The 15,402-nt window shown below is 58.3% G+C and carries 16 protein-coding genes; 10 read left to right on the top strand and 6 right to left on the bottom strand.

Annotation, left to right across the window (positions count from 1 at the left end; all coding sequences use genetic code 11):
* Window positions 1-7: 7 nt before the first annotated feature.
* From ACERZ8_RS02150 to ACERZ8_RS02125, 6 genes are read right to left on the bottom strand one after another with little or no spacing between them, the layout of a single operon-like run.
* The gene (locus ACERZ8_RS02150) at window positions 8-1,312 is read right to left on the bottom strand and encodes a TRAP transporter large permease (protein ID WP_407590474.1); all 1,305 of its coding nucleotides are present in this window, start codon (window positions 1,310-1,312) and stop codon (window positions 8-10) included.
* On the bottom strand, window positions 1,309-1,860 hold the full coding sequence (locus tag ACERZ8_RS02145) for a TRAP transporter small permease subunit (protein WP_407590473.1): 552 nt from the start codon (window positions 1,858-1,860) through the stop codon (window positions 1,309-1,311). The genes ACERZ8_RS02150 and ACERZ8_RS02145 overlap by 4 nt, the downstream gene beginning before the upstream one ends.
* A 30-nt stretch (window positions 1,861-1,890) precedes the next feature.
* Window positions 1,891-2,964 carry a C4-dicarboxylate TRAP transporter substrate-binding protein gene (locus ACERZ8_RS02140; protein WP_407590472.1) on the bottom strand — a complete coding sequence of 358 codons (1,074 nt, stop codon included), beginning with the start codon at window positions 2,962-2,964 and terminating at the stop codon, window positions 1,891-1,893.
* A 44-nt stretch (window positions 2,965-3,008) separates the two neighbouring features.
* Window positions 3,009-3,473: an OsmC family protein gene (locus tag ACERZ8_RS02135; RefSeq protein ID WP_407590471.1), complete on the bottom strand. Its 465-nt coding sequence runs from the start codon at window positions 3,471-3,473 to the stop codon at window positions 3,009-3,011.
* A gap of 6 nt (window positions 3,474-3,479) precedes the next feature.
* Complete coding sequence (locus ACERZ8_RS02130; protein ID WP_407590470.1) at window positions 3,480-4,145, bottom strand: malonic semialdehyde reductase; 666 nt, start codon at window positions 4,143-4,145, stop codon at window positions 3,480-3,482.
* Complete coding sequence (locus ACERZ8_RS02125; RefSeq protein ID WP_407590469.1) at window positions 4,142-5,026, bottom strand: fumarylacetoacetate hydrolase family protein; 885 nt, start codon at window positions 5,024-5,026, stop codon at window positions 4,142-4,144. The genes ACERZ8_RS02130 and ACERZ8_RS02125 overlap by 4 nt, the downstream gene beginning before the upstream one ends.
* A gap of 94 nt (window positions 5,027-5,120) precedes the next feature.
* Here ACERZ8_RS02125 and ACERZ8_RS02120 point away from each other — a divergent pair, with 94 nt between their 5' ends.
* From ACERZ8_RS02120 to ACERZ8_RS02075, 10 genes are all read left to right on the top strand, one after another.
* Window positions 5,121-5,504 (top strand): YciI family protein, encoded by a 384-nt coding sequence (locus ACERZ8_RS02120; RefSeq protein ID WP_407590468.1) that lies wholly within the window; start codon window positions 5,121-5,123, stop codon window positions 5,502-5,504.
* 21 nt (window positions 5,505-5,525) lie between these two features.
* A complete protein-coding gene (locus ACERZ8_RS02115; RefSeq protein WP_407590467.1) occupies window positions 5,526-6,197 on the top strand; it encodes a GntR family transcriptional regulator in 672 nt (223 codons plus the stop codon).
* Between the two features lie 47 nt (window positions 6,198-6,244).
* On the top strand, window positions 6,245-7,543 hold the full coding sequence (locus ACERZ8_RS02110) for a malonyl-CoA decarboxylase domain-containing protein (protein WP_407590466.1): 1,299 nt from the start codon (window positions 6,245-6,247) through the stop codon (window positions 7,541-7,543).
* Window positions 7,540-9,033 (top strand): malonate--CoA ligase, encoded by a 1,494-nt coding sequence (locus tag ACERZ8_RS02105; protein ID WP_407590465.1) that lies wholly within the window; start codon window positions 7,540-7,542, stop codon window positions 9,031-9,033. The genes ACERZ8_RS02110 and ACERZ8_RS02105 overlap by 4 nt, the downstream gene beginning before the upstream one ends.
* A gap of 282 nt (window positions 9,034-9,315) precedes the next feature.
* The gene (locus ACERZ8_RS02100) at window positions 9,316-11,049 is read left to right on the top strand and encodes an ABC transporter substrate-binding protein (protein ID WP_407590464.1); all 1,734 of its coding nucleotides are present in this window, start codon (window positions 9,316-9,318) and stop codon (window positions 11,047-11,049) included.
* Window positions 11,050-11,141: 92 nt separating this feature from the next.
* Window positions 11,142-12,206 (top strand): ABC transporter ATP-binding protein, encoded by a 1,065-nt coding sequence (locus ACERZ8_RS02095; protein ID WP_407590463.1) that lies wholly within the window; start codon window positions 11,142-11,144, stop codon window positions 12,204-12,206.
* Window positions 12,206-13,279, top strand: coding sequence for an ABC transporter ATP-binding protein (locus ACERZ8_RS02090; protein ID WP_407590462.1), 1,074 nt, complete (start codon window positions 12,206-12,208; stop codon window positions 13,277-13,279). The genes ACERZ8_RS02095 and ACERZ8_RS02090 overlap by 1 nt, the downstream gene beginning before the upstream one ends.
* Entirely contained in the window at window positions 13,276-14,139 is an 864-nt protein-coding gene (locus ACERZ8_RS02085; RefSeq protein WP_407594131.1) for a carbohydrate ABC transporter permease, read from the top strand. The genes ACERZ8_RS02090 and ACERZ8_RS02085 overlap by 4 nt, the downstream gene beginning before the upstream one ends.
* Window positions 14,136-14,933, top strand: coding sequence for a carbohydrate ABC transporter permease (locus tag ACERZ8_RS02080; protein WP_299684924.1), 798 nt, complete (start codon window positions 14,136-14,138; stop codon window positions 14,931-14,933). Before ACERZ8_RS02085 ends, ACERZ8_RS02080 begins: the two co-directional genes overlap by 4 nt.
* A complete protein-coding gene (locus ACERZ8_RS02075) occupies window positions 14,933-15,334 on the top strand; it encodes a DUF2160 domain-containing protein (protein ID WP_407590460.1) in 402 nt (133 codons plus the stop codon). The genes ACERZ8_RS02080 and ACERZ8_RS02075 overlap by 1 nt, the downstream gene beginning before the upstream one ends.
* The last annotated feature ends 68 nt before the right edge of the window (window positions 15,335-15,402 follow it).

Here is a 15,402-nt window from a genome sequence, read left to right as displayed (position 1 = left end):
GGGCTCCTTAGATGAGTGCGAGGCTGAGGATCGGGAACTCGATCAGGATAAACAGAACGATCAGCATGACAAAGGCAAAAGGCAGTGCGCCCATGAACACGTCCTTGAGGCTGATGCGGTCGTCATTGATCGTCGACTTGATCACGAAGCACGATATGCCCAAGGGCGGCGTGAGCAGTCCGATCTCGGCCCCGACCACTGTGATGATGCCGAACCAGATCAGCGACATATCCAGCGCCTCGGCCAGCGGCAGGAAGAGGGGTACAACGATCAGGATGATGGATGCGGTGTCGAGCAATGTGCCAAGGAACAGCATCAACAGCACGTAAAGCAGCATGATCGTCCAGAAGGAGGCTGCATTGCCTGCCAGAATGTCCTGTAGCTGGTTGGGCAGTCCGGCCAGACCCAGCATCCGACTGTAGATCGAGGCGGCGGTGATCAGGAACAGGATCGCGGCCGTAATATGCCCGGTTTCCAGCAAAGCATCCCAGAAAGTGCGTGCACTCATTGTCCGGCGTGCAAGGGCGATCAGCAGGGCGACCAGTGCGCCTGCGGCCCCCGCCTCGACCGCTGTCAGCCAGCCGGTGTAGATACCGCCCAGAACGATGGTGATCAGGCCAAGCGTGGGTAGGGTTTTCGAGGCGACCTCGCGCTTGGACATCCATTCGGTGTCTTCGACCACGCGCCCGCCTACAAAGTTTGGTGTGAACCGCCCCATAACCCAGATTGCGCCCACATAGGCAATCGCCAGCATGATGCCGGGGATTACACCGGCAAGGAACATGTCCCCCACGGATTGTTCTGCCACAAAGGAATAGATGATCAGCATGGCCGAGGGTGGAATGATCATGCCCAGGACCGATGATCCCGCAACCACCCCAACGGCAAAGCGCGGGTTGTAATCTTGTGCGATCATTTGCGGGACGGACACTTTGGTAAAGACCGATGCGGATGCAATCGAAGATCCGGTGACCGCGGCGAACACGGCATTTGCACCAACGGTCGCCATCCCGATGCCGCCTTTGACTTTGCGAAAGCGCATGGTCATGACTTCGTAAATGTCCCTGCCCAATCCGGCCTTTGAGACTATGAGCCCCATGAAGGTAAACAGTGGAATGGTGGCAAAGCTGTACTCCATCGCGGAATCGCCGACTGCGACTTTGAGCAGGTTCAGCGCCAGCGTGAAATTGTCCCGCATCAGCCAGATCGAAACGAATGACACCACGCCCAATGCGACCGGAATGTAGACGCCGGAATAGATCAGAAAGACGATGGCAACGACCGAGATCAGGCCAATCTCAATCGGGGTCATGTGCGCGGCTCGTCATGTTCAGGGGTGCGCACCAGCGCGGGGCGATCCTGCGCCGAGACGACCTTGAGCACGAAGATCAGGCAGGACAGCGCGGTGCCCACGGTGATCACGAGCTTGACCGGCCACCACGGCAGCGTGAACAAGCCGGGCACGCCAAAATAGTCGTTCGTGTCCCACATGTGCAGGAATTCGGGGAAGGTGATGTAGGCGATAAGACCCATGAAAATGGCCGACACGGCGTTGATGATCCTGCGCATGTTGGCCGCCACACCGGGCCGTCTGTTGCCAATGACGCTCAGAAAACCGTCCGAACGGGTGAGGCGATCCACCCGCACGACATCCGGCAATTGCAGGAACACGATCAGTACAACGGAAAACTGCACCATTTCGTAGGTGCCCTTGAGCGGGGCATTGAACAGACCCCGCGCAATGACGTCGACGTTCAGGACCATCACGAGGGCAAGCACCACAAGTGTGCCCAGCGTGTTGGTCGAGATCGCGAGGAAGTTGGCGACCCGAGAGAGGCCCGCGAATGCAGACTTAAGCATAATCTTGCCCCTTTCGGATCTCTGCCGTGCCTACTCTGCCGTCCAGTCGCGCACGCCGTCATAGCCAGCGTCGGACAGCTTGCCGAGGTAGGCGGCCAGCATCTCGGTACCTGCTTCGCCACGGTCATTCAGAACGGCGGCCCATTCCTGTGCCACATTGGGCATCGCATTGGCCCATGCCGCGCGGTCTTCGTCTGACACTTCGATGATGGTGCCGCCTTGCTCGACATAGGTGTTGCGCGACGCCTCGGCGCGGTCCATGGCGATCCCGGCAACATGGTCGCGGTATTCGATTGCGACGGCCTGCAGCGCCTCTTTGACCTCATCAGGCAATTTGGCCCAGTAATCCGCGTTCACAGTGATCGTTTTCGAGTTCACGGCCCCGAGATCAACCTTGAGCATATAAGGGGCCACTTCGGCGATCTTGAAGGTCGAGGCCGCTTCGGGCCACAGCATTGCGCAATCCACAAGGCCGGTCTGGACCATATTGTAGAAGTCCGTCAGGCCACCACGCACACCGGCCGCATCCTTGATCCCTTCGAGATAGCGCAGATTAAGACCCGCGCCTGCGATCTTCTTGCCCTCGAGGTCTGCAATCGACGACACCTCGCTGGAGCAGAACACCTGATAGGTGTCCAGCACCACGCCGGTGGCCAGATAGACCTGATTTTGCGCGGCAAATTCGTTGTTCATCGCAGGAAATTCCCGCGCGATTTCATCCACCGCCTTGGCCACCGCGCGTGCATCAGAGGCGACAAACGGGGTCGAGCCGGAGATGCCCTGGCTGGGCAGTTTGGACGAGTGGAAAATCGTGGTGACGATGCCGATATCGCCCAGTCCCAATTGCACGCCTTCCAGCACACCCTTGGGTTTCACGATGGAGCCACCGTAGTTTTCCTGCCAGCCCATTTTGTAGTTGCCAGCCTCGGCCAGCTTGGCGTCCATCTGCGGGATGAAGAAGTTCGTGAACTCCTTTACCCACATGGCGCGGTCCGGATAACCGTCGATGACGACAGCCGACACGGTTTCCTGTGCGGTGACGGGCAGCGCTGTCATTGCGGCCAGTGTGGCACCCATCAGGGTGCGCTTGGTCCAGTTGATCATGATTTCTCCTCCCAAAGAATTGAGGCGTTACGCCTTGTGAATGTTTATGTGCTCTTGACCCAAGTGACGGTCAGATCGGTCCCTGCTGCTTCGAACAGCTTGGAAATGGCGCAATACTTGGCTGTTTCCCGGCCCACGGTGTCGAGGTCATCCTGAGTGGCCGGGGTTTTGCAGTTGACGGTCAGGGTGATGGCCGGGAAGGGCACGTCGATTTCCTCTTCCATGAGAACGCCGCGCCGGTCGAATTTTGCGTCCGCATCGATAGTGACCTCGCCCAGATCAATGCCCAGCCGTTTGGCGTTCTTGTGGCCAATGACGTTGGTACAGGCAATCAGGGCTGTCATCGCTGTTTCGGTTGGGGACGGGCCCATATTGGTGCCGCCACGTTCGACAGGTTCGTCGATGATCACATTCAGGTCGCGCACTGGAATCTCTGTGCGGGCATGGGTCGGGCAGGTGGCTGTCGTGCGGTAGGTCACGACGGTTTTCATCTTGACGGCCATGGTCATTCCCCCTCAGGCAAAACTGCAGACTTTTTCAAATGGAAACCGCGGAAGTTTCTGGAACAGCGCGGTTTCGTCCGCGTAGCCGATATTGCACAGGAAGTTCGACTTGAGGCTGGTGCCTGCAAAAAACTCCTGATCCACGATGGCGTTCGAAAACCCGGACATCGCGCCCACGTCCAGACCCACGGCGCGCGCGGCAATCATGAAATACGCCCCCTGCAGCGTGCCGTTGCGAAAGGCAGTGTCGGCCACATAGTCGTCCTTGCCGTCGAAGAGGTGCCGCCGGTCTTCGTGTGGAAACAGAAAGGGCAGTTCGTGCCAGAAGTCCATGTCGTGGGCGACGATCGCCGTCACCGGCGCGCCCATCATCTTTTTCACATTTGCGGGCTTGAGCGACTTGGCCAACCGCTCTTTGCCTTCGGGCGTTGTCACGAAGACAAAGCGCGCGGGCAGCGTGTTCATGGATGTCGGCCCGTTGATCGTTATCTCGTAGATTTCCTCAAGCAGTCCGTCCGGGATCGGCTTGTCGGACCATGCGTAGTGCGAACGCGCATCGCGAAGGATCAGGTCAATCGCGTCATCCGAAAGCCGTCCGATGCGTTCGCGCAAGGTGCGATGATCTGCTTGGGCCTTGGCGCGCAGGGCGTCCAGTTCTGTGCCGCTTGGCGCATTCATTCCGCAGCGACCCCGCGTACAAAATCCGCCTCGTCCACGATGGGGTTCGAACAGATGCCGATCCCCTCAATCTCGATGTCCACAACCTCGCCGGGGATCAGCCAGCGCGGGTTGGGCTTTTTGGCGTGGCCGACACCCGGGGGCGTGCCAAGGGCGATGTGATCGCCCGGTTCCAGCGTGGCATATTCTGAAATGGTGGCAATGGTTTGCGCCGCAGACCAGATCATATTGCCGGTGTTGGAGGATTGCAGGATTTCGTCCCCGACCCGGCTTTCGATCTTCAAACCGCTCGCCCCTTCGGGCAGATCGTCCGGGGTGACCACGAACGGGCCAATTGCACCCGTCTGGTCGAAATTCTTGCCCGGCGTCCATTGATGCGTCTTGCGCTGGTAGTCGCGCACCGATCCGTCATTGAAAACGGTGTATCCAAACACATGGGACAGTGCGTCGGCCTCGGAAATGTGGCGCCCGCCCTTGCCGATGATCAGCATCAGCTCGGCCTCGTAATCAAGCTTGTCCGAGCAGTTGGGTCGCACCATCGGGCTGCCCGCAGCCATGATGGAATTCCTGCCGCGCATGAACAGCGCGGGGTAGTCGGGAATGTCGTAGCCACCTTCCTTGATATGGTCGGTATAGTTCAGGCCAAGGCAAATGATCGTGCCGGGCTGTGCAACGGGAAGGGCGGGCGTGATCGATGCCACAGGCACGGACGGTGCGCCATCCATCTTGGCAACCACTGATTCCACTAATGCCGGATCGTTGATCAGCGCCATCAGATCCGTGCCCACATTTGCATCCAAAGCCGTCAGATCAATGGCGTTTTCCCCCTGCACAGCGAACACCGCATCACCGTGAGACGTCTTTCCAACCATGTATTTCATTGCAGCTCATCCTTGTAAGTTTGGAAAATTTCTGCCTACAATTAATCAAGAAGTCAACGAATATCGATATTTTTGATGTTGAGAGGAATTCGAGATGAAGTGGGCGGAGTACAAGAAACAGGCAAGGGATCGCGGCGCGCTTGCGCTGGAGCTGTACGTTGCGCACAGCGTTCCGGCCAAGGGCCCAGAGGATGTCAAGGCATCGCTGCCCGCACATCTGGCCTATCAGGCCACGCTGGAGGTTGAGGGCGCATTGGCCTTTGCTGGCCCCATGTCGGACGAGACAGGTGAGGAAATGCAAGGCATGGGCCTGATCATCTACCGCGCATCAGATTTGGACGCTGCACGCGCCTTGGCAGAGGCAGACCCAATGCACCAAAGTGGTGCACGCATCTTTGTGTTGCGCCGCTGGATGATCAATGAAGGGTCGATCAGTTTGAATGTCGGGCTGTCCACGAAAAGAATCGATCTATCTTAGACCTATGAGGAAATGGGCCACATGAATGTGATGCAGCAGAAAGAGGGCAAAGAAACCTCCGCCACGCGGTCGGCCTATATGGCGTTGCGTCAAAAGATCCTGACCGGAGAGTTGCCCGCGGGTGAAAAGCTCAAGATCGAGCAGTTGCGGGTCATGCTGGACACTGGCGCATCCCCCGTGCGCGAGGCGCTGAGCCTGCTGACCTCGGACATGCTGGTCGAACGGTTTGACCAGCGCGGATTTCGTGCCGCCTCGGCAAGTCTTGAGAATTTTCAGGAAATCCTGTCGCTGCGCTGCGTTCTTGAGGACATGGCCCTGCGTCAATCCATTGCGCGGGCGACCTCGGCCTGGGAAGAACAGCTTGTCCTTGCCCATCACCGGATGAAACGTGCAAGCACGGACAATGATGTGGCGACGTTCGAAGTGGCGCACAAATCCTTTCACATGGCGCTGCTTAGCAATGCGGATTCTCCGATATTGATCCGTTATTGCGGCCAGCTATACGATCTCAACATCAGGTACCGCTACCTTGCGGCGGGCGGAACGCATTACCAGAAACGTGATGTCGCAGCCGAGCATGAAGAGATACTGGATGCCGCCGTGCGCGGCGATGCCGATGCCGCATCCTCCGCCTTGATCAACCACTACCGTGTGACGGGAGAGTACCTGTCCGGACCATTGAGCGAGCTGTGACGAAGCTGGAATTCTAGGATCCGTCCTGCAACAGCCGGAGGCTGCGCATGCACCGCAATCGTTTTCTGACCGACATCCTGTCGACCCTGTTTGATCGGCGCAACGCGTCACTGAACCCCGATGACACGCGTGACATCTTTGCGCTCTGTCACGCGTTGATGTCGGAAGAGGGCGAAGTGTCGGGTCAGAAACTGGCCGCTGGCATCCTCAACCGCTACTGCGCGTTGTCTGATGAGGGCAGAGTGGCGTTTTTCCAGATGCTCAACACCGATCTCGACGTTGACGCGGCGGCCCTTGCCCCATTGGCGGCAGACTATGCCAATGCGCCGACCACCGCGCTGTTCAAGCGCCTGTCGCGCGCTGCCGAACCCAAACGACAGGAACTGTTGCGTCGTCTGAACCAGCCACCCGGAGCGACGGCGGAACTGGTCGCGATGCGCACCGACCTGTTGCGCCTGACCAAAGACAATACTGAACTTGAGCGTACCGATCATGATTTCGTGCATCTGCTGCGCAGCTGGTTCAATCGCGGCTTTCTTGTCCTGAAACAGATCAACTGGGACACGCCCGCGCGCATTCTCGACAAGATCGTGGCGTACGAGGCCGTGCACCAGATCAACGACTGGGACGATTTGCGTCGCCGTTTGTATCCACCCGACCGGCGTTGTTTCGCCTTTTTCCACCCGGCCATGCCGGACGAGCCGCTGATTTTCGTCGAAGTGGCCTTGACCGAAGACGTCCCCGGCTCAATCGATTCGGTGCTGTCAGACAAGCGCGACCCATTGGCGGCAGAGTATGCGCGTGTTGCCGTATTCTATTCCATCTCCAATTGTCAGAAAGGGCTGGCGGGCATCAGTTTCGGCAATCTGCTCATCAAACAGGTGGTGGCCGAGCTGGCGATGGAATTCCCCCAACTCGACCACTTCGTGACGCTTTCGCCGATCCCCGGACTGATCAAATGGCTTGGCTCGCAGACAGATGGTGCAGCACATGGCGCTGTGGCTGCTGCCGCTCTTGACGGCTCAGCCACGGCTGAGGACACGCGTGCGATGGCCGCGCGGTATCTGCTTTCAGCCAAACGTGCGGACGGGTTGCCCGTTGATCCGGTGGCCCGCTTTCATCTGGGCAATGGCGCCGAGATTCACGACATTCATGCCGATGCTGACAGTTCCGACAGCGGGCGGGCACAGTCCGGTGGGGCGATGGTGAATTACCTCTATGATCTGTCCCGGACCGAGCGCAATCACGAAGACTTTGCGCTGAACGGCGCCGTCGCGGCGTCCAAACTCGTGACGGCACTGGCGGCCACTTCATTTATATCAAGACCCAAGGAACTCTCGTCGTGACAAATACCCTATACGATGCGCTGATCGCACCGCACGCTGACAATCAGGCTGTGTTTCTGGACTGCGATGACGGGACCCGTTGGTCATATGCCGACTTTGTCGGGCGTGTGGCACAACTTGCCCATGTGTTGCGTACCGTCGGCGTTGGTGTGGGTGACCGGGTTGTTGTACAGGCTCCCAAAGTGGCGGATGCCATCGCGCTTTATGGGGCGGCGCTGCAGGCAGGCGCGATCTATCTGCCGCTCAACACCGCCTATACCCAAGGCGAAGTGCGCTATTTCGTCGACGATGCCGCGCCGTCGCTGATTGTGTGCGATCCCGCCAGTCTGGGTGAGATGACCGAGCTGTGCGCCGGAACAGACATACAGGTGCTGACGCTTGCCATGGACGAAACGGGCAGTCTGAGCGAGGCCGCCGACGATCAGCCAACCACATTTGAAACGGCAGAGCGGGGGCCGGATGATCTTGCCGCCCTGCTTTACACCTCGGGCACCACTGGCCGGTCCAAGGGCGCGATGCTGAGCCACAAGAACTTGTTGTCCAACGCGGTGTCGCTGACCGATCTGTGGCAAATCACAGATCAGGATCGGCTGATCCACGCCCTGCCAATCTTTCACACGCATGGCTTGTTTGTCGCAATGAACACGGCCCTTCTGGCGGGTGCGCAGGTGCGGTTCATGGCGGCGTTCGATCTGGACAACGTCATTGCTGAAATGCCCCGCTCGACCCTGCTGATGGGGGTGCCGACGTTCTACACCCGTTTGCTGGGCGATGCCCGGCTGACCCGCGAACTGGCGGAAAACATGCGTCTGTTCGTGTCTGGCTCCGCGCCGCTTTTGGCGGAAACGCATACTGCGTTTGAACACCGCACGGGCCACCGCATTCTGGAACGCTACGGAATGACAGAGACGAATATGATCACCTCGAATCCCTATGACGGCGCGCGGATCGCAGGGACGGTGGGATTCCCGCTGCCGGGCACCGAGGTGATCATCACCGAAAACGATACACCCGTCGCCCCAGGCGAGGTCGGCATGATCGAAGTGCGCGGGGACAACGTGTTTCAGGGCTATTGGAACATGCCCGAAAAAACCGCCGAAGAACTGCGCGAAACGGGGTTTTTCATCACTGGCGATCTGGGCGTCGCGGATAAAGAGGGGCGTATCAGTATAGTCGGGCGCCAAAAGGACCTGATCATATCGGGGGGCTACAACATTTATCCCAAGGAGATTGAGGACGTGATCAACGACGTTGACGGCGTGCTGGAAAGCGCGGTTTTTGGCGTCCCTCATCCTGATTTCGGTGAAAGCGTGCTGGCCGTGGTGGTGCTGGAAGGTGCGGGTCAAAACGATCTCGAAATCGGGGCCGAAGTCGAGCCGCACCTTGCCCGTTTCAAGCATCCGCGCCGGTACATTATCGTGGATGCGCTGCCCCGCAACACGATGGGTAAAGTACAAAAGAATGTCCTTCGGGAGACATACAGCACCTGATCAAATCACGCGTCCTTTGGTATCTCGCAAATGGCAATAGGCCGCGCACGCAAAGCAATCCGCTTGTCCATTTGCATCTTCTCAACCGGCTTGGACACTGGATCGATTCCGGCTGGCGCCAGCAGCCGCTGACCAAATTTGCTTTGAGACCGAAGCGAAATCAATGCCTTAAGTTTCGTCAGGCGATGTCTACTAAGGAATTAGTTGACACGGTGGCGAAGCACCGCTTAGCGTTAAGCTGCTGGCATAGGTCAGCTCATATAATCTTTGGGAGGAGAAAAGATGCGCAAGTATCTGCTCTCCGCGACTGCGGTTGTTGCCGTCATCGCGGGGTCAGGGTCTGCTTTTGCCGATGCAGCAGCAGCTCAAAAATGGATTGATCAGGAATTCCAACCCTCAACACTGTCCAAGGCCGATCAGTTGGCTGAAATGGAGTGGTTCATCGAAGCTGCCGAACCATTCTCGGGCATGGAAATCAACGTATTGTCCGAGGGTATTCCAACCCACGGCTACGAAAGCGAAGTGCTGACCAAAGCGTTCGAGGAAATCACCGGTATCAAGGTGAACCACCAGATCCTTGGTGAAGGCGAAGTGGTTCAGGCCGTGCAGACGCAAATGCAGACGCAGCGGAACCTTTATGATGGGTACGTGAATGACAGTGACCTGATCGGCACGCACTCGCGGCTTCAACTGGCCTACAACCTGACAGAACAGATGGCAGGTGATTGGGCGGCAACGACATCGCCCACGCTGGACCTCGAAGACTTCATGGGCATCCAGTTCACGACTGGCCCGGATGGCAACCTCTACCAGTTGCCCGACCAGCAATTTGCAAACCTCTATTGGTTCCGCAAGGACTGGTTTGATGATGAAGCCAACAAGGCGGCCTTCAAGGAAAAGTACGGCTATGACCTTGGCGTTCCCGTCAACTGGTCCGCTTACGAAGACATCGCCGAATTCTTTTCCGAGGACGTGCAGGAAATCGACGGTGTGCGCATCTATGGCCACATGGATTACGGCAAACGCGCGCCTGACCTTGGCTGGCGGATGACGGATGCGTGGCTGTCGATGGCTGGTGCGGGATCTGTTGGTGAACCCAACGGTGTGCCAATCGACGAATGGGGCATCCGTATGGAAGCCGGTTCGTGCAACCCGAATGGGGCAAGTGTGACACGCGGTGGTGCCGCAAACGGCCCGGCAGCGGTCTATGCGATCCGCAAATGGGACGAATGGCTGCGCAAATACGCACCTCCCGGTGCGGCGTCGTTTGACTTCTATCAGTCTCTGCCTGCCCTGTCGCAAGGCAACGTGGCCCAGCAGATCTTCTGGTACACTGCATTCACGGCAGACATGGTCAAACCACAGGCCGAGGGCAACAACACGGTGGACGCCGATGGCAACCCACTGTGGCGGATGGCCCCCAGCCCACACGGCCCATACTGGACCGAAGGGCAAAAGGTCGGCTATCAGGACGTGGGATCGTGGACGTTCCTGAAATCCACGCCTTCGGATCGTGCACAGGCGGCTTGGCTCTACGCTCAGTTCGTGACGTCCAAAACGGTGGATGTGAAAAAGTCCCATGTGGGTCTGACATTCATCCGCGACAGCTCAGTCAATCACGAGAGCTTCACCGAACGTGCACCGAAACTGGGTGGTCTGGTCGAATTCTACCGTTCGCCTGATCGCACAGCCTGGTCGCCAACCGGGATCAACGTGCCTGACTATCCCAAGCTGGCGCAGATCTGGTGGCAGCAAATCGGTGACGTGAACTCGGGTGCATTCACACCGCAACAGGCGATGGATCGTCTGGCTGAGGAAATGGACATCACCATGGCCCGGATGCAGGCAGTCGACGAAGCCGCTGGCGTCTATGGCGGGTGTGGCCCGCGCCTCAACGAGCCGCGTGACGCCGAGTGGTGGTTCGCCAATGGCGGTGCCAAGCCGAAACTGGACAACGAAAAGCCGCAGGGCGAGACCGTCAACTACGACGATCTGGTCGCGCGCTGGAACCAGTAAACCAATTGCCGGCCCCTTTCATCGAGGGGCCGGCGTCTTGGCCGGGGCGTGCATCTTAGCCCTTGGCCATCCTCTATCGGGGTGGGGAAAACATGGTAGTTGAGCTAGTAGGGGCGACCAAGTCGGTCCGTGGGATCACTCACATCAAGCCAACATCGCTCAAGCTGGAAACCGGGCATTTCAATGTGCTTTTGGGACAGACCGGTTCGGGCAAGACATCACTGATCAAATTGATGGCGGGACTTGATCCGCTGGCCGGTGGTCAGGTGTTCATGGACGGTGTGGATGTGTCGAAACTGTCGACGCAAAAGCGGAACATCAGCCTCGTGCACCAGTTCTTTGTGAATTACCCGCATATGACCGTGTTCGACAACATTGCCTCCCCCCTGCGGGTTGCAGGCATGGCAAAGTCCGAACTTGAAGCCCGCGTTCAGGAGGCTGCGGATATCCTGCAACTGGGCCCGATGCTGAAACGTCGCCCACAAGAGCTGAGCGGCGGCCAGCAGCAGCGCTGCGCCTTGGCCCGTGCCATCGCCAAGGAGAGCCGTGCGGTGTTTCTCGACGAACCGCTTGCCAATCTCGATTACAAACTGCGCGAGGAATTGCGTGAACAACTGCCTGAGCTGTTTGCAGGTCGGGGCGCTGTGGTGGTTTATGCCACCTCCGAACCGGAAGAAGCGTTGCTGCTGGGGGGTAAGACCGCCCTGATGGATGATGGTGTGGTCACCCAATTTGGCACCACGGCCGAGATTTACCGCAAGCCCGAGAACCTGACAGCCGCGCGCGTCTTTTCCGACCCGCCGATAAATTCGGCAGACATCACCAAAACAGGAAACACGGTCCACATGAAAACCGGTGTTAGCTGGGGCCTGAACGGCCCCGCCGCCGAACTGGCGGACGGGCCTTACACCGTTGCGATCCGCCCGCATCATGTGAGCCCGGTGTCATCATCACCCAGCGATGTCGCGATGGACGGCACGGTTCTGGTGACCGAATTGTCCGGGTCAGAATCCAGCGCGCATTTCCAGTTGGGGGATGACGGCTGGGTCTCGCTGGCCCATGGCGTGCACCCCTATCAGGTTGGCGAAAGCCACCGCTTTTACATGGATGCGAGCAAAGCGTTTTTCTTTTCTCCTGACGGGAGGCTCGCGGCCTGATGGCGAAGATCACCCTATCGAACCTGCGCCATTCCTACATGCCCAACCCGACCGGGCCGGATGACTACGCGCTCAAGGAAATCGACCTCGATTGGCAGGATGGCGGCGCATATGCCTTGCTGGGTCCATCGGGGTGCGGCAAGTCCACCTTGCTCAACATCATCTCGGGCCTGTTGGTCCCGTCCGAAGGTCGCATTCTGTTTGACGACCGCGACGTGACCGACCTGCCGCCCGATCAGCGCAACATCGCGCAGGTGTTCCAGTTTCCGGTGATCTACGACACGATGACAGTGCGCAATAACCTCGCGTTCCCGCTGCGCAATCGCGGCGTGGATGAGGCCCGGATTGCCCAGCGTGTCGCCGAAATTGCCACCATGCTTGAAGTCGAAGAGATGCTGGACGTGCGCGCATCCCACTTGTCGCCCGACAACAAGCAAAAGATTTCGATGGGCCGGGGCCTTGTGCGCGATGACGTGAACGTCGTGATGTTTGACGAACCGCTGACCGTGATCGACCCGCATTTGAAATGGAAACTGCGCTCCAAGCTCAAGGAACTGCACCAACGCGTGCGGGCCACCATGATCTACGTGACCCATGACCAGACAGAGGCTCTGACGTTTGCGGATCAGGTGGTGGTGATGCAGGAGGGCGAAGTGGTACAGATCGGGACGCCCGTGGAACTGTTCGAACGCCCGCAACACACCTTTGTGGGCCATTTCATCGGCTCACCTGGTATGAATGTCCTTCCGGTGGTCGAGGCCGATGGCCGCGCGACATTCGAAGGTGAGACCGTCGCGCTGGAGGGCAATATCAAAGGGCAGGGCGGCAGGACCGAATTGGGGATCAGACCGGAATTTGTGACCTTTGCCGAAAAGGGCCTCGAAGCACGTGTGCGCAAAGTGTCCGATGTGGGTCGCCATTCGGTGGTCGAGGCGATGGTGGGCGACACCCGGGTCAAGGCGGTCGTCGAAGGCGATGTGCCGGAACAGGGCGCTGCCGTGCACCTCAACTTTGCCCCCGAACACACCAGACTTTACCGAGACGGATGGATCGCCACGGAGGTGTCATCGTGAAGACCGAAAACCCAAAAGCGTGGTTCTTTGTCCTGCCCGTTTTGCTGCTCGTTGCCTTCAACGCGCTTGTCCCGATCATGACAGTCGTCAATTATTCGGTGCAGGAAACCTTTGGCAACAACGTGTTTTTCTGGCAGGGCCTCGACTGGTTCGAGCAGATCTTGCGCTCGGATCGTTTCCATGCGGCCCTTGGGCGGCAGTTCCTGTTCACCTTCCTGATCCTGATCATCGAAGTGCCGCTGGGCATCATCATCGCGCTTTCCATGCCGAAAAAAGGGTTCTGGGTGCCCGTCTGTTTAGTGCTGATGGCCCTGCCGATGCTGATCCCGTGGAACGTCGTGGGTGCGATGTGGAACATCTTTACCCTGCCCAAGATCGGGCTGCTTGGGTACCTGATGAATGATGTGCTCGGCGTGAATTACGACATGACGCAGGACCCGCTGGCGGCCTGGATCACGATCATCGTTATGGATGTCTGGCACTGGACGTCGCTTGTGGTGCTCTTGACCTATGCCGGCCTCGTGTCGATCCCGGATGCCTATTATCAGGCGGCCAAGATCGATGGGGCCTCCCCCTGGAAAGTGTTCCGGTTCATCCAGTTGCCCAAGCTGAAAACTGTGCTGACCATCGCGATCCTGTTGCGCTTTATGGACAGCTTTAACATCTACACAGAACCCTTCGTGCTGACCGGCGGGGGGCCGGGCAATTCAACCACGCTATTGTCCATTGATCTGGTCAAGATCGCGCTGGGCCAGTTTGATCTGGGGCCTGCGGCGGCGATGTCGCTGATCTACTTCGCGATCACGCTGCTGGTGTCGTGGCTGTTCTACACCCTGATGACAAAGGATGACGAGAAATGAGAAAAAGATCCCTCATCCCGATCCTGTATATCGCCTTCCTGATGCTGCCGATCTACTGGCTGGTCTCGATGAGCTTCAAGACCACGAACGAAATCCTGTCGGGCTTCAGCCTGTTCCCGCAAACCTTCACGCTGGAAAACTACGCCGTCATTTTCACCGACCCAAGCTGGTACTGGGGCTATATCAACTCGATCATCTACGTCTCACTTAACACCGTGATCTCGGTCTGCGTGGCGCTGCCCGCGGCCTACGCGTTCTCGCGCTATCGGTTCCTGGGGGACAAGCAGTTGTTCTTCTGGCTGCTGACAAACCGCATGGCGCCAGCGGCAGTGTTCGCGCTGCCATTCTTCCAGCTTTATTCGTCGGTCGGGCTGTTCGACACACACTTGGCCGTGGCGCTTGCCCACTGCCTTTTCAACATCCCCCTCGCGGTGTGGATTCTGGAAGGGTTCATGGGCGGTGTGCCCAAGGAGTTGGACGAGACGGCTTATGTCGATGGCTATTCCTTCCCACGCTTCTTCGTCACTATCTTTTTGCCGACCATCAAGGCGGGCGTGGGTGTGGCGGCGTTCTTCTGCTTTATGTTCTCATGGGTGGAATTGCTGCTGGCCAAGACCCTCACGGCCGTGGAGGCGAAACCCATCGCCGCAGAGATGACGAAGACGGCGTCGTCCGCCGGGTATGAACTGGGGCTCTTGGCGGCGGCAGGCACGCTGACCATCATCCCCGGTGCCATCGTCATCTATTTTGTCCGCAACTACATCGCCAAGGGCTTTGCCCTGGGGAGGGTGTGATGAACCGTCTGATCCTGCCGCTCGCAATGCTCATGACCAGCCCCGCATTCGCGAAAGGCTGGGGCAACGTCGGCAACCAGCAAGAGGAAAAAGCGTTTTCATGGACCGATCCGTTGTGGCCGGCATTCTGGATGGCGTGGACGCCTGCCACCTTTCTGCTGTTTTGCACCCTGTTCGGAGTGATCGCGCTGATCGGTATTCTGGAAGGGTTCAAGTACAAGGACGGGCTTGAACGCAAGGGCATTCTTGGGCTCACCACAACGCTGGGCGACCGGCTGTTCATAACGCTGCTCGGCACCTCCTACATCTTCCTCGCGTGGCTCGGAATTGTAGGTCAGCCCTTGTGGTGGCCGCTTGGGATTTCGATCCTTTGGGGCATCTTTTGTTTCAGGAAAGTGTGAGATTTAGCTTTGGATAACCATACTGATGCGTTTAACTCGATAGGCGTAAAGAGTGAGCGGTTGTCCGG

Source organism: Tateyamaria armeniaca (assembly GCF_045797845.1).
Taxonomy (GTDB): Bacteria; Pseudomonadota; Alphaproteobacteria; order Rhodobacterales; family Rhodobacteraceae; genus Tateyamaria; species Tateyamaria armeniaca.
The sequence above is the reverse complement of the archived record's forward strand: the minus strand, read 5'-3'. Positions and strand labels throughout refer to the sequence as shown.